We start from the raw sequence: 22,098 nt of genomic DNA on the forward strand, positions 1-22,098 counted from the left end.
GTGCTATTGGCTCGTGGGCCAGTAGTGGCTGTCCGGAGTCGCGCGGGCGCCGAATATCGCCTGCCCGACCCGCACGCACGTCGCGCCTTCCTCGATCGCGACCTCGTAGTCACCGGACATACCCATCGACAGTTCGCCGGGTCCGACGACGTCGAGTTCGCGTGCGTGATCGCGCAACTTGCGCAGTAGTACGAAGCAGGGCCGGATGCGCTCGACATCGGAACTCAAGACGGCGATGGTCATGAGCCCGCGAACGCGTAGCGCGCTGTAGGTCGGCAGTGTCCGCAGGAACCCGATCACGTCGTCGGGCGCCAAGCCGTATTTCGAGTCCTCACCCGAGGTGTTGACCTGGACAAAGACGTCTAGAGAGCGACCCAGGGCCTGCAGGCGCCGGTCGAGGGCTTGCGCCGCCCGCGCGTTGTCGAGCGCCTGGAACTCCGCGGCGAACTCCGCGACGTCTTTGGCCTTGTTGGTCTGGAGGTGGCCGATCACCGACCACTGCACGTCGAGGTCGGACAGGTTGCGCCACTTGCGTTTGGCCTCCTGCACCTTGTTCTCCCCGAACATCGTGCATCCGGCGGCGGCCGCGAGTCGCAGCCGATCCTCGTCGACCGTCTTGCTCACCGGCAACAGCCGCACGTCACCGGGCTCGCGGCCGGCCCGCTGCAGCGCCGCCTCGATCCGCTCACCGACCTCACGGAGGTTGTGGGCGAAGTCGGCGACGGTGCGAGCCTGCGGGTAAGCGGTCGGGTGACTCATGAACCGAATTCTCCTCCGGCCAGCCGTCCGGGTTACGCGGTGGTCAGCAGACGGCTGAGTTGTGCCCGGCCGTCGTCGTCGAGCGGGAGCAGCGGCGGGCGCGGATCGCCCACACCTTGCCCGAGCAGCTCGAGGCCGGCTTTGACCGTCGTCGGCAGCCCGCCGGCCACGATGAACTCCAACAACGGCCGCATCTCCTCGTACAACGCTTCAGCACGTGAGCCGTCACCGGCCCGGACCGCCTCGTAGAGGTCGAGACAGGGCTGTGGGCGCAGGTTCGGCGCCGCGGTGCACCAGCCTTTGGCCCCCGCGTTGAATGCCTTGAGCGCCAACGGGTTGTTGCCGTTGTAGAACGGCAGCTGCCCGTCGCTGAGCTCGGCGATCCGCTGCATGCGCGATAGATCTCCGGTCGATTCCTTGACCATCGTCACGTTGTCGATGTCGTCGAACATCGACACCAGCAGTTCAGGGCTCATGTCGATGCCGCTGGTCGCCGGGTTGTTGTACACCATGATGGGAATGCCGATGGCTGCGCCGAGCGCCGCATAGTGCTGACGCAGTTCACGCTCCGACACCTTCCAGTACGAGATCGGCACCACCATCACCGCATCGGCACCGGCGCGCTCGGCATACTTTGCGCGACGAATGGTGTTGGCGGTGGTCAGATCGGACGCGCCGATGATGACCGGCACGCGACGGCCCACCACGCCGATCGTGGTGTCGACGACGGCATCGAACTCGGCCTCGGTGAGGTAGGCGGACTCGCCGGTGCTGCCGAGCGGAACGATCCCGTGCGCGCCATCGGCCACCAGGCGTTCGACGAGTGCGGCCAATTTTCCGGTGTCGACGTCGTTGTCCGCGGTGAACGGCGTGACGGGATAGGCGAGGATGCCGTGGATTTCGTTCGTGGACATTTATTTCTCTCTTTCGGCTCGGGTCTAGTTGGTGATCGCGTCGGGATGGCGGACGAGGGCACGCCGCGCGTAATAGGCGAAGTTGGCCTGGCTGCGTTTGGGGCGAAGCGTCCAGTCATGGGCTTCGCGGGCCAGCCGCGGCGGAAGGTCGGCCACGGTGCCTGCGGCCATCGCGGCGAGCTGCAGTTTGGCGCCGCGTTCGATCAGCATCGCCAGCGAGCACGCCTCCTCGACGCTCGCGCCTGCCACCACATGTCCGTGGTGGGCCAGCAGAATGGCTTTCTTGTCGCCAAGCGCCGCGCTGATGATCTCGCCTTCCTCGTTGCCGACGGGCACACCCGGCCAATCGGCGAGGAACGCGCAGTCGTCGTAGAGCGGGGCGATGTCCATCTGCGACACCTTCAGCGGAACCTCCAGCATCGACAGCGCCGCCACATGGAACGGATGCGTGTGGACGATGCATTGCACGTCCGGGCGGGCACGATAGATCCAGGAATGGAAACGGTTGGCGGGGTTGGCCATTCCGCTGCCGTCGAGAACATTGAGGTCCTCGTCGACGAGCAGCAGGTTCTCGTCGGTGATCTCGTCGAAACCAAGACCGAGACGTTGCGTGTAATAGGTTCCCGGCGCTTCGGCGCGCGCGGTGATCTGACCGGCCAGGCCTGAATCATGACCGGCGTCGAACAGCGCCCGGCACGTCAGCGCAAGTTTCTGCCGGATGGTCAGCGCAGAGTCCTCGATGTGATTCGCCAGTCCGTCGAGGGCGCGTTGCATCAAGACCTGCTTCGAATCACCAAGTGTGCTCGTCATGGGGAGCCCCTTTCCAGTATTTCGCGATCGGTGACACACCGCCGACGTTAGGACACTTTGTGTCCTTCAGTCAAGATCGTTTCCCACCCGACGGATCTGCACCCGTCCGCCGGAGGTTGGCGGCTACCGGAAGGACACTTTGTGTCCTATCATCGCCCCTGCGTTATCAATGCGAACAACGAGGAGAACCGAGATGAAGCACCTGACAAGGTCGGCACCGGCCCGCTGAGTCAGTGCGGTGCGTCCTCAGGCAAAGACCGTCACGATCCACGGTCTGCCCGACCTCGAGCCCATCCACACCGTGCACATCAGCCTCAATTGCTGACCGGATTCAGCGGTTACGGGGGTACTCCGTGTGGGTAACGACCAGCACCTCACTCGGGGCACTTCCCCGTTGACGCAGCTGGTGCGGGCGGGAGGCGTCGAAGTAGGCGCTGTCGCCGGCCTCGAGCGTCACCAGCTGGTCCTCGTAGCGCAATTCGACTGTCCCGCGGTGCACGAAGACCATTTCCTGGCCGGCATGAGCTGGATGCGGATGCTCGGCGAACCGGAGTGTCGGGCGAACGATGAACGGCGACATCGTCTTCCCGAGCATGGCGGACGCGACAGCGTGGTAACGGGCGTCCGGCCGTTCGTCGGCGCGGTCGACCGACAACGTCGCGGCGGCCGGGTCCTCGGCGAACAGTTGAGCCACGTCGACCTCGAGGACCCGCGCGACCTTCATCGCAACGGCGATGGACGGTGTGGAGCGCTGCCGTTCGATCTTCGACAGGTAACTCTTGGTCAAGCCGGTGGCCTCGGCCAGTTCATCGAGCGTCATCCCCCGCTGCTGACGCACGGCACGCAGCAGGGCGCTCATGATTGCTCAGCAGTCGTCGGTGCCACGCCTGACAGTGTGACATATCCACTACAGGACATCAGGTGTCCTGTGGAGGTGTCACCGGTTATCCGCGCCGGGTCGCGACGACGTGTCCGCCGGAGTCTTCGGCAGCGACCTGGCGCGGATATCCTTCGGTCAGTTCAGCTGTGGATTTGAAAGACGTTGTCCAACCGATGCTCTCAAGCCACTCCCGGGCATCCTCACCAAGTCCCCGCTCGGTGTTCGGCATATCCCGATACAGGCCCTCGGCCGCCACCGACCGCAGGGTGTTGCGGAACGCGGCACCGGCCATGACCGGAAAGCCATACCGGCTACCCGGAGCCGAGAGCTCGGTCACGGCGCGAACCCCCGCACGAGCCACGTCGGTGGGCAGGGTCATCAACGCGTGATCCACCCAATGGGTGGGGACTTCCGGCTGAAAACCACTGTCGAGAAGGGCTCTCGGCCACTCGCTGCCGCCCAGATCTGCGGGTACGACGTGTCGATCACACGCCGGCCGGATCCCTTCGAGCACCGGCTCTTTGAACGCGAACAGTTGCGGCAGATCGATTTCGAAGAGGTGCACCGCCCTCGGCCAGGACAGCCGGTATGCGTGGGTGTCCAGACCCGCCCCCAACAGCACGATCTGGGTGCGACCCTCGGCCGCCGCCTGCAGCAACGCATCGTCGGCGATCCGCACCCCCAGGGTGCGGGGCTCGTACATGACATCGGCCAGTCGCAGCACCGACGCCCAGGTCTCGGCCGCCCCCGCGGGTGCATTGGGACTCAGATACGCCTGTTCGGCCGCCTCGACGAACCGGCGCGCATAGGGATCGTCGTACAGCCGATCGTCACGCTCGGATTCTCTGGCCCTGATCACCGCGACGCCCACAGCCGTCAACGGCGCGCCGCTCAAGATCTCGGGTAGTGGTCGCGTTGTCATGGGTCCCCCTGGTCCATGTCATTACTTGACGGCCGGTAAGTATTGATCGCCTGGCCGCAACGCTAGGCTCATTGCTGACCGGTCGTCAAGTAATGATGGGAGCCCGGCCGTGGCGGGTCGCCGCACCGACACACGAGACAAGATCCGATCCGTCGCGCTGGATCTGTTCTCGACCCATGGCTATGACCAGACCTCCATCCGGCAGATCGCCGAACAACTCGGCATCACCAAAGCGGCGATCTACTACCACTTTTCCGCCAAGGAAGACATCGTGGTGAGCCTGTCGAACGATCTGCGCACCGGCGTGGACGACATCTTGTCCTGGGCCGCCGGCCAACCGCCCGGCAAGCGCACCGGCCGCGAGATCCTTCACCGCTACGGCGCGGTGCTGCACGGCACCGGTCGGGCCATGACGCGATTCATGAACGAGAACTATGCCGCGTTCAATCGGCTCGGCATCGGTACCGACTTGCGCTATCAGTTCCGCGCGGTCGCGGACGCGATGACCGCACCCGACCACGACCCCCTCGCGGTGTTCCATGCGCGCCAGGCGCTGCTGACGATGTCGTGGAGCGTGGCGATGATGGGCGATCTGCCGTTGACCGACGAACAGTGCAACGAAACCGCGCTGACGATCGCGCTCGGCATCTACAACCGGAGCTGACGGTCTCGCACGCCGGCGAGCGACCGCAAAACACCGCTATTTCGCGGCGTGTCTACGGGCAGACACGGTCGCTCGCGGTGCAGGGGTCATGGGAAGGCACGCAGCGCGATCGCCGCGACGCGGTCGAGCATGGCCCGCGACGTGCCGTCGGACGCGGCCTGCGCGATACCGCTGAGCGTGGTCATCACGTATTGCGCCAGTGCTCGGGCATCGGTGTCGTCGGGTAGGTCGCCGGCGGCGATGTCGGTGCGAATCTTGTCGGCGAGCATGTCTGTCTTCTGACGGCGGATGCAGCGCAGGCACGCTTTCACGCCCTCGTCGGCAGTGCCGTCGTCGCCGCTCACGACCAGACATCCGCTGGGCAGCCCGCGCCGGGTATAGCGCCCGGGCGCTTCGGTGAGGATCCGCGCGACGGCCCGGCGTGCGGTCGGTTCTTCGGTGAGCGCCGCTTCGATGAATCCGCCGTATCGCGTGTCGTAGACCGCCACGGCTTCGGTGAACAGCTGCTGCTTGTCGCCGAAAGCCGCATAGATGCTGGGGATTCCGACGCCGAGCGCGCTACTGAGGTCGCGCGTCGACGTCGCCTCGAAACCCCGCTCCCAGAACAGCCGGATGGCCTTGTCGAGGGCGGCATCGCGATCGAAAGAGCGGGGGCGCCCGCGCACCGGTGCCATGCCCACCATTCTATAGCGGTCGCTAGATAATGTGCTAGCGTCGAATTTTGTATCACTCGCTAAAGAAAGGATTCAGCGTGTCCGCTCTTACTGGCAGAACTGCACTGGTGACGGGCGCCAGCCGCGGGATCGGCCGTGCGATCGCCTTGCGGCTGGCCCGCGACGGCGCGCGGGTCGGCGTGCACTTCGGCGCGAGTGCCGACGCCGCGAAGCAGACCGTGCAAGACATCGTCGACAGCGGCGGCGACGCGTTCGCGGTGCAGGCAAAACTCGGTGTCCCCGGTGATGCGGCTGCCCTGTGGTCCGCGTTCGACGCACACGCCGCCGGCGTGGACATCCTGGTGAACAACGCCGGAATCCTCGGCGGGCGGGTCGCATTCACCGACGTCGCCGAACCGGCCTATGACGAGATCTTCGCCGTGAACACCAAAGCGCCGTTCTTCGTCACCCAGCAGGGATTGGCGCGGCTACGGGACAACGGCCGCATCGTGAACCTGTCGACGCGCTTCACGCACGGTTCCCGCATACCCGAATTGATGACGTACGCGATGACGAAGGCAGCGATCGACTCGTTCACCGCGACGCTGGCCAAACAACTCGCCGCCCGCAACATCACCGTCAACGCGGTGGGCCCGGGAAGTACCGACACCGACATGAACGCGGCCCGGCTCGCCACTCCGGAAGGCCGCGCGACGGTCGCGGCGCAGTCTCCGTTCAACCGCGTCGCTCGACCCGACGACATCGCCGACATCGTCGCCTTCCTCGCGTCCGACGACGCGAGATGGGTCACCGGCCAATGGATCGACGCGAGCGGCGGGTCGATGCTCTGATGCCGGTCGCGATCTGGATCATCGGCCTGGCGATCTTCGCCCAGGGAACAAGCGAACTCATGCTCGCCGGCCTGCTGCCCGAGATGTCGGACGACCTCGGTGTGACGATTCCTCAGGCGGGCCTTCTGGTTTCGGTGTTCGCCCTCGGAATGCTCGTCGGTGCACCGATTCTCGCGATCGCCACCCTGCGGTGGTCCCGCCGCCGTGCGATGGTCGCGTTTCTGGCGATCTTCGTCGTCGCGCACATCGTCAGCGCCCTGAGCAGTTCGTACGCGGTGCTGATGACCGCTCGGTTCGTCGCAGCGTTCGTGTACGCCGGGTTCTGGGCGGTCGGCGCCGGGACCGCGATGGCACTGGTCGGCGCCGAGCGACGCGGCCGGGCCATGAGCATCGTCGCCGGCGGGCTCACGGTCGCCACGGTCATCGGTCTGCCCGCCGGCACCTGGATCGGCCAGCACCTCGGTTGGCGCGGTGCGTTCTGGGCGGTGGCCGCACTGTCCTGTGTCGCCGCGGGCGCCGTGCTCGCCGCGGTGCCCGACACCCGCCCGGACACCGAACCGCGTATCGGTGACGAGCTTCGCGGGCTCGCCGTGCCGCGGCTGTGGCTGTCCTATGCCATGACCGCGGTCTCGACGGCGGCGCTGCTCGGCACATTCACCTACCTGGCCGCGATGCTGATCACGACGAGCGGGCTGCAGCCGCAGTGGGTGCCCGCCGTATTGCTCGGGTACGGGTTGGGCGCGCTCGTCGGCATGGCGGTGGGTGGCCAGGCGGCCGACCGCTGGCCGCGCGCGACGCTCGCGGCCGGTTTCACGACCCTGCTGGTGGTCCTCGTGGCACTCGCACTCACCACCCGCCACGTCACCGCCGTCAGCGCGCTCGCATGCCTGCTCGGTTTCGCGGGCTTCGGGACCAACCCGGCTCTCAACTCGCGGGTGTTCGCGTTTGCACCGTCCGCGCCGACGCTGACCGCCGCCGGCAACGTGGCGTCGTTCAACGTCGGCATCAGCGTCGGCCCGTGGGTGGCCGGGATCGCCCTGACCGCGGGTCTCGGATACCCGGCGGTGCCGTGGATCGGCGCGGCGTTGGCGGTGTTGGCCCTGGTCTTGCTGGTCATCGACGTACGCGTGGGTGGCCGCGAGCGTGCGCAAACTGCCGAGGATCCGCGGCGTGGCGGGCAGCCGACACGGACAGTCGCGGTGCAGGGGGAATACGGGCGGGGTCGCGCGTGTTGCGCGGTGGGTGACTGAACACGCCGAGTTGAGCCCCACCGATTGGGTTCGCGAGCAGACCGAACGCATTTTGGAGCAGGGCACCACCGACGGGGTCGAGGTTTTGGACCGGCCCATCGTCCTGTTCACCACCACGGGCGCGAAGTCCGGTAAGAAGCGCTACGTACCGCTGATGCGCGTCGAGGAAAACGGCCGCTACGCCATGGTCGCGTCGAAGGGTGGCGATCCCCAGCACCCGTCGTGGTACTTCAACGTCAAGGCCAACCCGACCGTGACGGTGCAGGACGGCGACAAGGTCGCAAAGGACCTGACCGCCCGTGAGCTCGAAGGTGACGAGCGCGAACACTGGTGGAAGCTCGCTGTCGAGGCCTACCCGCCCTACGCCGAATACCAGACGAAGACCGACCGACTGATCCCCGTCTTCGTGGTCGAGTAGAGCTTCGCCCACACCTGAAGACACCAAAGCGGCCCCGGAGAAATCCGGGGCCGCTTTGTGCTCTCCGCCCGAGGGCAGAACCCAGTCACACCACGGAGGTCAACCGGGCGACCGGGTAGCGCGTCCCCGACGCCTTTTCACAGGACGCGTGACGACCGTAGGAGACGCGCTCATCGAGCGCCTTCGAATTCCGTGCCGCATTGCACAAAACCATCAACGGTTCACTGCGGTGGCCGGCCACCCAGCGTCCTGGTGATCTGCTCGGCATAGCCGACCACCAGGTCCACCCAGGCCTCGCATTGCTCGCGTGGCATGCGGACCGTGGGACCGCTCACCGTCAGCGCCCCGAGAATGTCGCCCGCAGAGTCGAATACCGGCGCGGACAGTCCGGACGCGGAGTCCTCACGCTCCCCCGCCGTGATGGCGTAGCCGTCGGACCGGGTGGCCGCGATCAGACCGGCCAGCTCGTCGGCGCTCGTGACGGTCCCTTCGGTCATCGGCTCCAAGGGCGCGCTCAGAATGCGTCTGGCGAGGTCGGGGTCCCACGCGAGCAGCACGCGCGAGGCCGAACCCACGTGCAGCGGAATGACTTTGCCGACATACATGTCCCGGCGAAGCGCGTGATGGGTTTCGGCGACGGCGACGCACACCCGGAAGTTCTGCTCCACCGTGAAGAAGCATGCGGTCTCGCCAGTCTTGTCGCGGACTTCCTTCAGCACCGGATTGACCACTGCCAGAACGTCGACGTCCTTGCGCGCGGTGGCCGCCCAGTACGACATCCGGATGCCGATGCGGATCTGGTCGCCGATGCGGTCCAGCATGCCCTGCGCGACCATGTTGCTGACCAGGCGCTGAACGGTCGAGGTCGGAAGCCCGGTGGCCTGTTGGATCTCCCCTAGGGTCATCGCGGGCCGTGCCAAGGTGAACGCGTTGAGGATCTCGGTGATCTTCGCCAGCACCAACAGGGTCTGCTGTTTGCCGGACGAATCCACGTCTTCCTTGGCCATGCCGTGAATCTACCCAACCGCTCGTGCCGGACGCGGTGTTCAGACAGTGCTCTCCGCGGCTGCCCCACCGATGACCCACGGGAATGCGGTGGCACTCGACCGCGCGCCCTGCGCGGTCTTCGACCGATTCGGTTCACCGATCTCGGCGAGGACCTTCTCGGACAGGCGCACAAGCGACGCCAACGAATCCGGGGTCAGCCAGTGCGGCCGTAAGGCGAACAGCAGGTCCTCACTCGACGTGTTGCCGCTGGCACCCGGCGCGAACGGGCAACCGCCGAGGCCGCCGAGGGAGCCGTCGACCATCGTCGCACCGGCGTCGATGGCCGCCAAGCTGTTGGCCACGCCGAGGCCCCACGTGTCGTGGCCGTGAAAAACGATGCGGCGCTCGGCATTCGACGTGGCCAGGCCGCGAATCAGATCGCCGACCTGGGTGGGGATGGCCTGGCCGATGGTGTCGCACACGACGACGTCACTCGCACCGTCGGTGCGCGGGTCCGCCGCGATCGCCCACACTCGCCGAGGGTCGATGAGCCCTTCGAACGGGCAGGTGAACGCGGTCGCGATGCACAGCTGGATCGAGCCGCCCGCTTCGGACGCGATGCGCACGGCGTCGGGCATCGCGGCGACGCTGGTCTCGGTGTCGCGGCCGATGTTGGCCTTGTTGTGGGAGTCCGATGCCGAAAAGCAGTACTGGAAGTGACGCGCACCCGCCGCTGCCGCCTTCTCGACGTGCCTCGGGGTGGCCACCCAGATCCAGCACTTGTCCAGTTCCTCGGGCGTCAACGCCGACACGACGTCGAGGGTGTCGGCGAGCGGCGGCACGAGATCGGGCCGGGCCATCGAACCGATCTCGAGTGCCGGTACGCCGATCGCCAGCAGCTCACGGATGACTTCGACCTTGAGCTCGGTGGGCAGCATCTTGGCGGTCAGCTGCAGGCCGTCGCGCAACGTCACATCGCGCAGCTCGGCTTGCGGGGTGTATGAACGGGGCTGCGGAATGGTCATGTGAGAGCTCCGATTTCATCGTCATCGAGACCCAGCAGGTTCGACAACACCTCGTGGGTGTGCTCGCCGAGGTCGGGTCCGACGCTGCGAATGGGCAGCGATGCGCCGCCGATGACCGGCACGATGCCGGGGAATCCGACCGATTGCGGTTCGGCGCCACCGGTGTCGACTTCGAAGTGCTGGATCATGTTTCGCGACTCGTACTGTTCGTCGTCGCAGATGTCGGCGGCCGTGTAGATCGGCCCGGACGGCACCCCGGCCTCGTCGAGCAGCTTGAGCGCTTCGTCGCGCGTGAGCCGGCTCGACCATTCGGCGATCGCGGCGTCGAGTTCGTCGCGACGCTGCCAACGTCCGGCGTTGGTCTGCAAGTCGGGATCGGCGGCGAGATCCGGGCGGCCGATCGTGGTCATGTAACGCTGGTAGATCGCGTCGCCGTTGCCCGCGACGATGATGCTGGTGCCGTCCGCGCACGGGTAGGCATTGCTCGGCGCGATGCCCTCCATCCGTCCGCCGACGCGCTGCCGCTTGACGCCGTAGGCCAGATAGTCCGGGACCAGTGATTCCATCACCGACAGAATCGCCTCGTTGAGTGCGACGTCGACGATGCGTTGTTCCAGCGGCACAGTCGTGCGCTCGCGCTGAAAGAGCGCCATGACGGTGCCGAACGCGGCGTAGATGCCTGCGATCGAGTCACCGATGGACACCCCGGTGCGCACCGGCGGGCGGTCGGGATCGCCGACCAGTTCGCGTAACCCGCCGTAGGCTTCGGCGACGGCCGCGAAGCCGGGCCGCTGGGCGAGCGGACCGGTCTGGCCGAACGCCGAGATGCGCGTGATCACCAGATTCGGATTCGCCTCGTCGAGTTGTTCTGGTCCCAGCCCCCACTTCTCGAGCGTGCCGGGCCGGAAGTTCTCCAGCAGGACATCGCAGTGCTTGAGCAGATCGAGCACGACGCCCCGGCCCTGCTCGGTCTTCAGGTCGAGGACGATCGACTTCTTGTTGCGGTTGATCGTGCGGTACAGCATCGATGTGGTGCCGGCGTAGAGCCTCCAGTTGCGCAGCTCGTCACCGGTGACCGGGCGCTCGACCTTGATCACCTCGGCTCCGAAATCGGCGAGCATCCGGCCCGCGGTCGGTGCGGCGATGTAGTTGCCCAGCTCGAGCACCCGCACACCGGCGAGCGGGCGAATAACCCGAATATCGTTGTCAGTCATGGTCTTTCCGTAGCTATCAGAACAGGAGGCTGGCCGGCAGGATCAGCAGGATCGCGACGACAGAGGCCACCGACACGCCGACCGTCACGGTCTTGAGCGCACCGCGGGTGGACTGCCCCATCAGCGACTGCAGCAGCCAGAACGTGTTGCTGGTGACGTGGACGGCGAACAGTGAGCCCGCACCGGCGGCCAGCGCGATGAGCACCGGGTCCAGTCCGATGATCGGGGCGACGGGGGCCAGGATCCCGGCCGAGGTGATCGCCGAGATGGTGACCGAGCCGACCGCGATGTGCAGCGCCGCGGCGATCGCCCACACCACCAACAGCGGGGCCGCGGTGCTGGCGGTGAAGTACTCACCGAGGATGTCGCCGAGACCGGCGGCCTTGATGGTCGCGGCGAGCGAACCACCGACACCGGTCAGGATGAGGATCTGCCCACTCTCCTTGAAGCCCGTCGCGATCGCCTTCTGAATCGGCTCGGCTCCCAGCGCGTGACGGCCGACGAAACTCGTGCCGACCAGACCGATCAGCAGCGCGATGACCGGCGAGGACACGAATTTGACGATGGGATTGTGGATTTCGGCCGCGTCGAGGATCGCGCCGGTCGCGATGAGGACCAGCGCGGCGAGCATCGGGGCGAACAACACGAGCAGCGGGGTCTGCGTGCGAGGTGTCGTCGTCGTCTTGACCGCCACGCCGCCGGTCGCGTCGGTGTCGGTGTCACCGGCCTCGTCGGTGGTCGGCTCATCGCCGAGGAACGGTTGCTCGTCGCGGTCGGCGTCCCACCAGCCGCGGTTGAACAGGAACGACATGATGGCCACCGAGATCGCGACCGTCGGGATCACGAGGCACACACCGAACAGCAGCATCTTGCCGAGCGGCACACCGAGCAGTCCGGCCAGCGCGAGCGCGCCCACCCCGGGAACCGTGAAGACGATGCCGCACTCCAGGCCGATCGCCATCGCCACGGCCATCCGTGCGGTGCCGTTCTTGCCGATGCGCTTGGCGAGGTTGCGCGCCAGCGGCGCCGAGATGACGAGGAGAACGTCGAGGAAGATCGACTGCAGGGCGGTTGCGATCGTCAGCGACATCGCATACGGCATCCGTTTCGGGCCGAACAGGCGCAGCAGCATCTCGACGAGACGCTCGATGGCTCCGGTCTGCTGCAGGATCGCTCCCATGAGGACACCGAAGGCGATCAACAACCCGACCTCGGCCATGATGTCGCCGAATCCGACCGTGATGGCTTCGATGGTCTTCTCGACACCGAGACCGACCGCCAACCCGAGATAGGCGGACCCGATCACGAGCGATACCACCGGGTTGAACTTGAACTTCACGATCATCACGACAACGGCGAGGATCGCGACCGCGGTATTGATCAACACTGCGGTGTGTGACATGGGCGAACTCCCTAGATCGACTCTTGCCAGCCGGTGGGTCACATCACTGGCACAGCGCGGTGTGATCTACGGCTCACTCACATTATGAGCACACACCCACAATATAAACAAGCTCGTTGGCCACGTTCGATCCATGGGCATGCGCTGATGCGATTCCTGTGGCGAACGTGCAACCTGTTGTGGCGATCTCGATCGCTGAGCGCAAAAGCCTGCACGTTCGGCACAGTGCGTCACAGGGCGAAGGTCGAACCCTAGCCGGCGCGGGTGCGCGGCACCCTCACCACCACGCCGTGGCGTCCGAGAGTTGACGGGCGAGTTCGTCGGCGAGCGTCCGCACATACGTCGCGGACAGGTGGTGGGCGTCGTGATAGATCAGCACGTTGCCCTCGACGGCCCGGCAGATGTCCTCGCGACAGACCGCGTCACTGAGGTCGAGCAGCTTCAACAACGGATGGTCGGCGAGATGATCCAGAGTCGGATTGCGGTCGGCCAGCGCTTCGTGGCGGGGCGACCCGCAGGTGTCGGCGTCGCCGCCCGCGGACAGACAGTCGACGGGCGAGAAAAACATGCCCTCGCGCAGCATCCACGGAGTATCGCGTATCCCAAGCATGGGAATTCCGTTGGCGGACAACTCATCCCAGATACCGAGGTAGTAATCGGGCACGTAATCGCCTGGGCCGTTGAGGATCGGCCGGGTGGTCGTGAAGAACACATAGTCCGGCCGGTCGGCGATGATGCGCGCCAGCGCATTGTCCGACCACGCCCGGCACGACGGGTAGGGCTCGAACGGCCCCGCGATGAGCGGCACCTCCTTGGTCGTGAGCGGGCAGCCCAACTTCAAATACGTCGTCACCTTGAAGCCGTGTTGTCGCCCGATGAGGTGCAGAGCGGTGAGCCAATGCTCTGAATGCGATCCCCCGGCCAATGCAATGGTGCGGTGCGCCTTGGGATTGCCGTATACGCAACTGACGACATCCGAGCCGTCGAATCCCGTGACACATGCGTCGACCGTCGACGGCGGCACGTCGCCCGACGCCTCCAACGCAGTGGGACGCATCGGCAGCTTGGCCACCCTGCGTTGGTCGAGCAACGCGCGTGCGCCCGGATAGTCCCGCGCCGACAACGTCGTCAGCTCCACGCCGTTGGAGCGGGCCTGGGCGACGTGCCCGCGCCAGCCGATCGACAGGCCGGCGAGCACCAAGACGACGAGAAGGATCAACGAGCCCGACAGCAGCCTCGCCCGCACCGGACGCAGGCGCGTGGTCAGGTAGGCCACCACGACCGTCAGCACGATGACGACGCCGCCGTCGACGAGTCCGACGGCATCGTTGTTGGTGTGGGCGAGCCAGAAGATCAGCAACGGCCAATGCCACAGATACGCCGGAGAAGTCAGCCATCCCAATGCCACCAACGCTGGGCTGCCGAGGAATTCGTTCGCCGTCGTGACACCCTGCGCGCCGCTGAGGATGATCACCACCGTCGCACCCACCGATATCAGCGACCACATGCTCGGGTACGGCACGGCTCCGTCTACCAGCAGGCCACACAACACAATTGCCGACAACCCGACGGCCGCGGTGACCGCACGCAGCGAGCGCGGCCAGTGAATGCGCGACGCAACCACCGCGGCCATGACACCGGCCAACGGCTCCCATGCCCGGGTGAGGGTGCTGTAGTAGGCGGTCAACTGATCGCCCGTGTGCTCGACAACGGCGTACCCGAACGACACGATCATCGCCGAAGCTGCTGCCGCCACGAAGAATTTCCGCCGATGGCGGTGACCGGCCCGCGCCGTTGCGAGGGTGACCATCCCGGCGAGTACGAACATGAAGACCACGAATTGCCCGGCAAGCGACACGATCCACATGTGCTGAAGTGGCGTTACCGCCTCACTGGCCTGCAGGTAGTCGCTTGCCGTCCAGATCAACAACCAATTCTGGTGGAAACCCAGACTCGCCAGGGTCTGATCGGCGAACGCCTCCCAACGCGTTTGCGGTTGCACGATCACCGTCAACGCCGCAGACACCGCAAGCACGAGAACCAGTGCGGGCAAAAGCCTTCGGGCCGCCCAGGCCAAGTCTTCGCGCAATCCGCCCGCCCGCGCAGTGCCGAGGGTGCGCAGCACGCGCTCCCCGACCACATATCCCGCGAGGACCAGCAGCACGTCGATGCCACTGGACGCCCGTCCGAACCAGACACCGCAGACGACCACCAAGAGAACGGCGACGCCGGCCAAACCGGTCAGGTCGTCGCGTCTCGTCCGCTCGATGGGCTGGGTGGGAACCGAATGTGTTTGTGTCGTCTGCACGGTGAAGTTTCCTGCGCCTTTCGCCGCACAGAGCATAACGACCGCAGCGGCCCGGCGGCCGGACCGCTCATCGCGGTCATCTGACGTCGACGTGCTGTCCGATCAACTCCGTGAGCACCCGCCCGACGCGATCGAGCGGTGTGACCGTCTGGGTGGCGATCGCCATCACGATGGCGCCTTCGACGGCCGCGAGCGTCGTGGTGGCGAGATCTTGGGCCGTCGCCGGTTCGATGTCGGCGGCGCAGAACTCGTCGGTGAGCTTGCGCTCCCACTCGGTGAAGACCTGCCCCGAGGCTTCTGCCACTTCGGGGGCTTCGGTGCGCCCCAACGCCGCTGCGACAATCGGGCAGCCCGCGGTGAATTCGCTGTCGGCGAGCATGTCACGCCATCCCTGGATGAACGTCTGAAGGGCACGTACCGGCCCGTGCCCGGACAGCGCGGTGACGGTCTGTGTGATGGTGTGGCCGGCCACCGCGGTCGCCTCGGCGAGCAGCTCGGCCTTGCCGCCCGGAAAGTTCAGATACAACGAACGGCGCGCGATGCCGGCTTGGTCGATGAGCTCGGAGATTCCGGTGCCCGCGACGCCATGCCGGCGCATCAACCCAATAGCGCTGGCAATGAGGCGGTCTCGTACGGCCACGGTGGAGCCCTTCTTGTTCGTCCCCCGACAGCCCATTGACACTATCACGATCGGTCTACTACTTTGCCGTAAACAAACGTAGACCGATCGGTATAGCTGGAGGCTGTACTGACGCGAGGCGGCTGGGGGTTTGCCGATGCGACAACGATGGGTGCCGATCACGGTCGTGCTCGTATTGACCGCCACCGGCTTGTTCATCGCCAGCCTGAGGTTGAGCCATATCCCCGATCTCGCCATCGGTCACTTCGAGCCGCCCGGCCTCGATGGCCGAATCACGGGTGAAAGTGATCAGTTACGAGGTGCAAGGACCCGTCGGGGCGCCGACGACGGTGTCGTATCTCGATGAGTCCGGGTTTGCCCGGAACACCACCGTGGCGCTGCCGTGGACACTGCAGTTGCAGACCCGCAGCCTCACTGTGACGGGCGGCGTGATCGCGCAGTCCGAGGCAGGCGGCCTGACCTGCCGGATCGTGATCGACGGCGCGGTGCGCGATCAACGTCAGTCGGAAACCCAACCGGGAGCCGTGAACTGCCAGGTGCTGGTGTCATGAAGATCGACGACGTGCGCAACGAACTCGCACTTCTGTTCGACCGCAATCGATTCCGCCGCGAACCGGGACGGCCCCGGTTCGCACACGCGCTCTATGTGTTGGCGATCCCGGTCATCGTGTGCTGGGTCGCGCTTGCGGGGGTGCTGAATCTTGCGGTGCCGCAACTGGAAACCGTCATCAAGGAGCACGCCCGGTCCTTCCTGCCCGACGACGCCCCGTCGGTGCAGGCGATTTCGAAGATGGGCCAGTACTTCGGGCAGACGGGTACCAACAACTTCGTCTACGTGCTGCTGGAAGGTGACAAGCCGCTCGGCTCGCAGGCCCACGAGTTTCACGACAAGCTCTTGGCCACGCTCACCGCCGACACCGAACACGTCGTGTCGGCATTGGACCTGTGGTCGGAGCCCGACTTCGCGGCGGCCAACGAGAGCGCTGACGGCAAGAGTGCCTACACGCTGGTGAATCTGGCCGGGAACATGGGCACGGCGCTGGCCATGGAGTCGACGCAGGCGGTGCGCGACACCATCGCCGGCATGCCCGCTCCGCCAGGCATCCAGGTGCATGTCACCGGGCCGTCGGCGATCGTCAACGACGAACTGGTCGAAATCAACGATTCGATTCTGATCATCATGGTGACCTGCGCCGCCTTGATCGCGATCATCTTGTTCTGGGTCTACCGCTCGCCGATCACCGTGGCGCTTCCGCTCTTGACCGTCGGCATGGGCATCGCCGTCGCGCGGCCACTCGTCGCATTCCTCGGCGACCACGGAATCATCGGCGTGTCCATCTTCGCGTCCGCGCTGCTGTTGGTCATCGTCCTCGGCGCCGGAACCGATTACGGCATCTTCCTGCTCGGCCGGTACCAAGAAGCCCGTCGCGCCGGGGAAGACCCCGCCAGTGCCTACTACACCGCGATGCGCGGCACACAGCACATCATCCTGGCTTCCGGGATCACGGTCGCCGGTGCGACGGCGTGCATGTGCGTGACGCGCTTGGCCATTTTCAGCACGGCGGGTCTGCCCTGCACGATCGGCATCGCGGCGACACTGGCCGCCGCCCTGACGCTCGGCCCTGCCCTGCTCGCGCTCGGCAGCCGCCTGGGATTCTTCGAACCCAAACCTCAACCGTCGCTGCGCCGGTGGCGGCGTATCGCCACCACGGTCGTCCGCTGGCCGGGCCCCGTCCTGGTGGGTGCGATGTCGGTTCTCATCGTGCTGATGCTGCTGGTGCCCACCCTGCGTGTCAGCTACAACGAGCGCATCACGCAGCCCGGCGACACCCCGGCGAACCTCGGGTTCGCCGCGGCCGACCGCCACTTTCCACCGAACATCATGGCGCCCAGTCTGTTTCTGATCGAAGCCGATCATGACATGCGCAACCCGGCCGATCTGCTCGCACTGGCCAAGGTCACCAACGCGATCCTGCAGATCCGCGGCATCGACAACGTCCAAGGCATCACCCGCCCGCTCGGCATACCACTGGAGCAGGCGACCCTGCCCAATCAGGCCGGATACATCGGCAACCGCATCGACCAGATCACGTCGCTGCTGACGCAACGGCTCGACGATCTCAACGCGCTCGGCGCACTTCTCGGCCGGCTGAACGGGACGATCTCGGGCGCGCGAAAAGCGTTGACGGACACCAACCAGGGCTTCGACCGGGTCAACGACAGTGCTGCGCAGTTGCAGTCACAACTCACCGATGTGACAACGAAACTCGCTGACATCCGCGGCACGGCCGAACCGGCACGGCAGTTCATCGGCTCGCTGCCCAATTGCCAAACCCTGGCACCGTGCCAATCGGTGCTCACCGGGTTCGCGCTCCTCGACGACGTCGACCGCATCAACGCGCCGATCACCGGACTGGCCGACGGCGCTCGCACGGCATCGTCGACGCTGCCCCAGTTGTCGACCCAGATCGGAAGTCTCACATCGTTCGTCGACCAGCTGACACAGCTGATCTCACCGTTGCAGGCCGCGCTCGGTGTGCTCATCCCACAGATCTCGCAGATCACCGAGTTCACCAACGAAATTCGTGACACCTTCGCCGAGGGCACTCCGAACGAGTTCTTCTTCCTGCCGAGCCAGGCGTTCGAAAGCCCGCTGTTTCATCGCGCCCTGCCGTTGTTCTTCTCGGCCGACGGCAAGGTCACCCGCATGATCGTCACACCGGAGATGGAAGGCTTCAGCCGGGAAGCCATGGACGTGGCCGCCGAACTGGTTCCGACTGCGCTGCAGGCGATGAAGGGCACATCGCTGGCCGGCAGCACCGTGAGCGTCGGCGGGCCCGGCGGCACGCTGCTGAATCTGGAAGCCTTCACCAAGGAGGACTTCACCACCAGCGTGGTCGCCGCGTTCGCGTTCGTGTTCTGCGTGATCCTGATCCTGTTGCGCAGTCTGGTGGCGGCGATCACCGTGATCTCAACGGTGGCAATCGCTTATCTGTCCGCGCTCGGGCTGTCGATCCTCATCTGGCAGCACCTGCTGGACAATCCGCTGCACTGGTCGGTCGCGCCGATCGCATTCACGTTCCTGGTCGCCGTCGGCGCCGATTACAACCTACTGCTGGTCGCGCGCTTCAAAGAAGAGCTTCCCGCGGGGATCAAAACCGGCATCATCCGATCCATGGTCAACACCGGTGGCGTCGTCACCACCGCCGGACTTGTCTTCGGGCTCACGATGTTCGGCATGCTCGCCAGCTCGGCCCACAATATCGCCCAGATCGGCACCGTCGTCGGCATCGGCCTCTTCCTGGACACCCTGATCGTGCGCTCCTATGTCATCCCCGCCATCGCGTCCCTGACCGGTCGCTGGTTCTGGTGGCCCGAGAACATCCTTCGGCGGAGAGCCGCAGTCGACCGCTAGCGGCCGTTGCGCTCGCGGTGCTTGCAGCCGGGCCAGCAGCACGGCCGGCGCATGCCCTCCTCCAATTCCTCCTGGGTGCGGCGGATCCGGCGCTCGCGAGTCGCCTGCTGCTTGGCGTCTTCGACCCAGCAGATGAACTCGTTGCGCGCGAGCGGCGTGATGTCCTTCCACGCCGCCAGGGCCGTGTCGTTGCCGATCAGCGCCTCCCGCAGGTCCGCGGGAAGGTTGTGCACGACGCCTCCGGGAACTCGCTGGCCGCTCATGCAGTCACGGTAACCCGTGCGTGCGCTCCCCCGAGACATGACAGTGACTCCCGTCACACCGTGTCACAGTTCGGCGGTGGGCGGCATCTGGTGTGCACGAAACCCGTGAGGACAGGAGACACCATGAACGCCCGCACGCACGTCGTCGTCATCGGCGGTGGCTATGCCGGAACACTGGCGGCCAACCGGCTGCAGCAGAACAGCGATATCGACATCACGCTCGTCAATCCGCGCCCGCGATTCGTCCAGCGCCTGCGATTGCACCAGTTCGCCGCGGGCACCGGCGACGCCACGGCCGACTACGGCGCGCTTCTGGGCCGCCGGGTCGATCTGGTGGTCGACAACGCCGACCGTATCGACGCGTCCGCGCGGACAGTGCATCTGGCCTCGGGCCGGGCGCTCACCTACGACTACCTCGTCTACGCGGTCGGCAGCACGGGCGCCACCCCGGCAACGGTTCCCGGTGCCGCCGAGTTCGCTTATCCCATAGCGGAATTGGAGCACGCCGCCCGTCTTCGCAGCGCCATCGCCGACCTGGGCCCGGACGCCTGGATCACCGTCGTCGGCGGTGGCCTCACCGGGATCGAGACGGCGGCCGAACTCGCCGAACAGGGCCACAAGGTCATCCTGGCCTGCGGCGGCAGGCTCGCTCCGTCGTTCTCCGAACCCGCCCGGCGTTCGGTCGCCAACTGGCTGACCAAACACGGTGTCGGTGTGGTCGAGTCCGGCGTGGTGGCCGAGGTGCGCCCCGACAGTGTGGTGCTTGCCGACGGCACCGACCTGCCGAGCGCCGTCACGGTGTGGACCGCGGGGTTCGGTGTACCCGATCTCGCCGTGCGCAGTGGGCTGCGCACCGACCCGTTGGGCAGGCTGCTGACCGACGAAACACTGACCAGCGTCGACGACGACCGCATCGTGGCGGCAGGCGACGCGGTCGCCCCGTCGGGACAACCGCTGCGGATGAGCTGCTATACGGCAGGACCGACGGCCGCCACCGCTGCGGACACGGTCCTCAGCCGTATCGCCGGCGTCGAGCCCGGCCTGCTCAGCCTGGCGTACATGGCCACCAATGTCGGCCTGGGCCGGCGAGCAGCGCATTTCCAGCTCACCCGCAAAGACGACACCCCGGTCAACATCTATCTCGGCGGCCGGATCGGCAGCCGCATCGCCGGCTCGCTCAAGGAGGCGGTCACCAAGGGCACGCTGTGGGGCATCCGCCGCGAGGCTCGCAAGCCGGGCTCGACGGTCTGGCCGAAGGGTGGCACCCGACCCGCTATCGCCGAGTTGGACAGCCTTTACTCCTGAGCTGTACGGATCGGCCATCGGCTGATCGGGTCGGCGGGCCTAGCCTGGACGCATGACTGCGTCTCTGGTGGGCGGACCCGCACTGCAGCAAGTGCGCCGCGTCCGCACCGACATACCCGGCCCCCGCTCGCTCGAACTGGCCGAACGCCGCGCAGCGGCACTGCCGGCCGGGCTGGCGAGCGCGGCCGGGGTGTACGTGGCCGCGGCAGGCGGCGGTGTCGTGGTCGACGTGGACGACAACTCCTTCATCGACCTCGGCAGCGGCATCGCAGTCACCACCGTCGGCAACGCCGCGCCGGCCGTCGTCTCCAAGGCGGCCGCGCAGCTCGCGCAGTACACCCACACGTGCTTTCTGGCCACCCCGTACGAGCCGTACATCGAGGTCGCCGAGGCGTTGAACCGGCTCACGCCGGGTGACCACGAGAAACGCACCGCGCTGTTCAACACCGGCAGCGAAGCCGTCGAGAACGCCGTCAAATACGCGCGCGCGGCCACCGGCCGCCCAGCGGTCGTGGTGTTCGACCATGCGTTCCACGGCCGCTCGTTGCTGACCATGACCATGACGGCCAAGAACCAGCCGTACAAGCACGGGTTCGGGCCATTCGCCCCCGAGGTGTACCGGGCACCGATGGCCTACCCGTACCGGTGGCCGTCGGGACCCGAGAATTGCGCCGCCGAAGCCTTCAGCCAGTTCACCCAGCTCGTCGACGCCCAGCTCGGCGCCGACGCCGTCGCCTGCGTCGTGGTCGAACCCATCCAGGGCGAGGGCGGGTTCATCGTGCCGGCCGACGGGTTCCTCGCGAAGGTGGCCGACTTCTGCCGCGACCGCGGCATCCTGCTTGTCGCCGACGAGGTTCAGACGGGCATCGCCCGCACCGGCGCCTGGTTCGCCTGCGAACACGAAGGCCTGGTGCCCGACCTCATCACCACGGCCAAGGGACTGGCCGGCGGTATGCCGCTGGCCGCGGTCACCGGCCGCGCCGACATCATGGACGCCGCACACGCGGGCGGTATCGGCGGCACCTACAGCGGCAACCCGGTCGCGTGCGCCGCCGCACTCGGTGTGTTCGAGGAGATCGAGGCCGGCGGTCTGATCGAGCGTGCCCGCGCGATCGGCGATCTGATGGTCCGACAACTGCGCGAGATCGCCACCACCGCCGACGTCATCGGCGACATCCGTGGCCGCGGCGCCATGATCGCCGCCGAGCTGGTGCAGCCCGGCACGCGCGAACCCAACCGCGAGGCCGTTGCCGCACTGAAGCGGCACTGCCAGGACAACGGGGTATTGACCTTGACGGCAGGAACTTTCGGCAATGTCCTACGCTTCCTGCCACCGCTGACCATCTCCGACGACCTGCTCGCCGAGGCCTTCGAGGTCGTACGCGACGGCTTTGCGAATCTCTGACAAGGAGTTGACC

Annotated in this window: 21 protein-coding genes; 8 read left to right on the plus strand and 13 right to left on the minus strand. The window is 66.4% G+C overall.

The features are described 5' to 3' along the window. Positions 1-3 precede the first annotated feature (3 nt). The 5 genes from ACOI2T_RS25745 to ACOI2T_RS25765 form a co-directional block, all read right to left on the minus strand. The gene (locus tag ACOI2T_RS25745) at positions 4-759 is read right to left on the minus strand and encodes a YggS family pyridoxal phosphate-dependent enzyme (RefSeq protein ID WP_409506000.1); all 756 of its coding nucleotides are present in this window, start codon (positions 757-759) and stop codon (positions 4-6) included. Positions 760-791: 32 nt separating this feature from the next. Further along, positions 792-1,673 (minus strand): dihydrodipicolinate synthase family protein, encoded by an 882-nt coding sequence (locus ACOI2T_RS25750; RefSeq protein WP_409505999.1) that lies wholly within the window; start codon positions 1,671-1,673, stop codon positions 792-794. Positions 1,674-1,697: 24 nt separating this feature from the next. Continuing rightward, complete coding sequence (locus ACOI2T_RS25755; RefSeq protein ID WP_085144943.1) at positions 1,698-2,483, minus strand: aldolase; 786 nt, start codon at positions 2,481-2,483, stop codon at positions 1,698-1,700. A gap of 331 nt (positions 2,484-2,814) precedes the next feature. Then, entirely contained in the window at positions 2,815-3,342 is a 528-nt protein-coding gene (locus ACOI2T_RS25760) for a helix-turn-helix domain-containing protein (protein ID WP_409505998.1), read from the minus strand. Positions 3,343-3,427: 85 nt separating this feature from the next. After that, the gene (locus ACOI2T_RS25765; protein WP_409505997.1) at positions 3,428-4,285 is read right to left on the minus strand and encodes an SAM-dependent methyltransferase; all 858 of its coding nucleotides are present in this window, start codon (positions 4,283-4,285) and stop codon (positions 3,428-3,430) included. 109 nt (positions 4,286-4,394) lie between these two features. On the opposite strand from ACOI2T_RS25765, the gene ACOI2T_RS25770 reads away from it, so the two are divergent. Next, positions 4,395-4,949: a TetR/AcrR family transcriptional regulator gene (locus ACOI2T_RS25770; RefSeq protein WP_409505996.1), complete on the plus strand. Its 555-nt coding sequence runs from the start codon at positions 4,395-4,397 to the stop codon at positions 4,947-4,949. An 86-nt stretch (positions 4,950-5,035) separates the two neighbouring features. On the opposite strand, the gene ACOI2T_RS25775 is transcribed toward ACOI2T_RS25770, so the two are convergent. Further along, positions 5,036-5,623 (minus strand): TetR/AcrR family transcriptional regulator, encoded by a 588-nt coding sequence (locus ACOI2T_RS25775; RefSeq protein WP_409505995.1) that lies wholly within the window; start codon positions 5,621-5,623, stop codon positions 5,036-5,038. A 77-nt stretch (positions 5,624-5,700) separates the two neighbouring features. Here ACOI2T_RS25775 and ACOI2T_RS25780 point away from each other — a divergent pair, with 77 nt between their 5' ends. From ACOI2T_RS25780 to ACOI2T_RS25790, 3 genes are read left to right on the plus strand one after another with little or no spacing between them, the layout of a single operon-like run. Further along, positions 5,701-6,453: an SDR family oxidoreductase gene (locus ACOI2T_RS25780; protein ID WP_409505994.1), complete on the plus strand. Its 753-nt coding sequence runs from the start codon at positions 5,701-5,703 to the stop codon at positions 6,451-6,453. Further along, the gene (locus tag ACOI2T_RS25785) at positions 6,453-7,703 is read left to right on the plus strand and encodes a Cmx/CmrA family chloramphenicol efflux MFS transporter (RefSeq protein ID WP_409506029.1); all 1,251 of its coding nucleotides are present in this window, start codon (positions 6,453-6,455) and stop codon (positions 7,701-7,703) included. The genes ACOI2T_RS25780 and ACOI2T_RS25785 overlap by 1 nt, the downstream gene beginning before the upstream one ends. Further along, entirely contained in the window at positions 7,696-8,121 is a 426-nt protein-coding gene (locus tag ACOI2T_RS25790; protein WP_374214013.1) for a nitroreductase family deazaflavin-dependent oxidoreductase, read from the plus strand. The genes ACOI2T_RS25785 and ACOI2T_RS25790 overlap by 8 nt, the downstream gene beginning before the upstream one ends. A gap of 221 nt (positions 8,122-8,342) precedes the next feature. On the opposite strand, the gene ACOI2T_RS25795 is transcribed toward ACOI2T_RS25790, so the two are convergent. The 6 genes from ACOI2T_RS25795 to ACOI2T_RS25820 form a co-directional block, all read right to left on the minus strand. After that, positions 8,343-9,128 carry an IclR family transcriptional regulator gene (locus ACOI2T_RS25795; protein WP_067856541.1) on the minus strand — a complete coding sequence of 262 codons (786 nt, stop codon included), beginning with the start codon at positions 9,126-9,128 and terminating at the stop codon, positions 8,343-8,345. A 39-nt stretch (positions 9,129-9,167) separates the two neighbouring features. Beyond that, positions 9,168-10,133, minus strand: coding sequence for a hydroxymethylglutaryl-CoA lyase-like TIM-barrel protein (locus ACOI2T_RS25800; RefSeq protein WP_409505993.1), 966 nt, complete (start codon positions 10,131-10,133; stop codon positions 9,168-9,170). Next, positions 10,130-11,347: a CaiB/BaiF CoA transferase family protein gene (locus tag ACOI2T_RS25805; protein ID WP_409505992.1), complete on the minus strand. Its 1,218-nt coding sequence runs from the start codon at positions 11,345-11,347 to the stop codon at positions 10,130-10,132. The genes ACOI2T_RS25800 and ACOI2T_RS25805 overlap by 4 nt, the downstream gene beginning before the upstream one ends. A gap of 16 nt (positions 11,348-11,363) precedes the next feature. Beyond that, positions 11,364-12,749 carry a GntP family permease gene (locus tag ACOI2T_RS25810; protein ID WP_409505991.1) on the minus strand — a complete coding sequence of 462 codons (1,386 nt, stop codon included), beginning with the start codon at positions 12,747-12,749 and terminating at the stop codon, positions 11,364-11,366. A gap of 277 nt (positions 12,750-13,026) precedes the next feature. Continuing rightward, positions 13,027-15,057: an acyltransferase family protein gene (locus tag ACOI2T_RS25815; protein WP_409505990.1), complete on the minus strand. Its 2,031-nt coding sequence runs from the start codon at positions 15,055-15,057 to the stop codon at positions 13,027-13,029. A 76-nt stretch (positions 15,058-15,133) separates the two neighbouring features. Continuing rightward, entirely contained in the window at positions 15,134-15,655 is a 522-nt protein-coding gene (locus tag ACOI2T_RS25820; protein WP_234790989.1) for a TetR/AcrR family transcriptional regulator, read from the minus strand. A gap of 305 nt (positions 15,656-15,960) precedes the next feature. Between ACOI2T_RS25820 and ACOI2T_RS25825 the strand changes: the two genes are divergently transcribed. Together ACOI2T_RS25825 and ACOI2T_RS25830 are read left to right on the plus strand one after the other, a co-directional pair. After that, positions 15,961-16,248 (plus strand): MmpS family transport accessory protein, encoded by a 288-nt coding sequence (locus ACOI2T_RS25825; RefSeq protein WP_421874739.1) that lies wholly within the window; start codon positions 15,961-15,963, stop codon positions 16,246-16,248. Further along, positions 16,245-19,112: an MMPL/RND family transporter gene (locus tag ACOI2T_RS25830; protein WP_409505988.1), complete on the plus strand. Its 2,868-nt coding sequence runs from the start codon at positions 16,245-16,247 to the stop codon at positions 19,110-19,112. Before ACOI2T_RS25825 ends, ACOI2T_RS25830 begins: the two co-directional genes overlap by 4 nt. Here ACOI2T_RS25830 and ACOI2T_RS25835 read toward each other — a convergent pair. Next, positions 19,109-19,375: a YdeI/OmpD-associated family protein gene (locus tag ACOI2T_RS25835; RefSeq protein ID WP_409505987.1), complete on the minus strand. Its 267-nt coding sequence runs from the start codon at positions 19,373-19,375 to the stop codon at positions 19,109-19,111. The two genes, ACOI2T_RS25830 and ACOI2T_RS25835, sit on opposite strands and share 4 nt — an antisense overlap. 123 nt (positions 19,376-19,498) lie before the next feature. Here ACOI2T_RS25835 and ACOI2T_RS25840 point away from each other — a divergent pair, with 123 nt between their 5' ends. Both ACOI2T_RS25840 and gabT read left to right on the plus strand, forming a co-directional pair. Beyond that, entirely contained in the window at positions 19,499-20,680 is a 1,182-nt protein-coding gene (locus tag ACOI2T_RS25840; RefSeq protein ID WP_409505986.1) for an NAD(P)/FAD-dependent oxidoreductase, read from the plus strand. Positions 20,681-20,732: 52 nt separating this feature from the next. Next, positions 20,733-22,085 (plus strand): 4-aminobutyrate--2-oxoglutarate transaminase, encoded by a 1,353-nt coding sequence (gene gabT / locus ACOI2T_RS25845; protein ID WP_409505985.1) that lies wholly within the window; start codon positions 20,733-20,735, stop codon positions 22,083-22,085. The last annotated feature ends 13 nt before the right edge of the window (positions 22,086-22,098 follow it).

Source organism: Mycolicibacterium wolinskyi str. Jessa 2025 (assembly GCF_049241375.1).
Lineage (GTDB): Bacteria > Actinomycetota > Actinomycetes > Mycobacteriales > Mycobacteriaceae > Mycobacterium > Mycobacterium wolinskyi.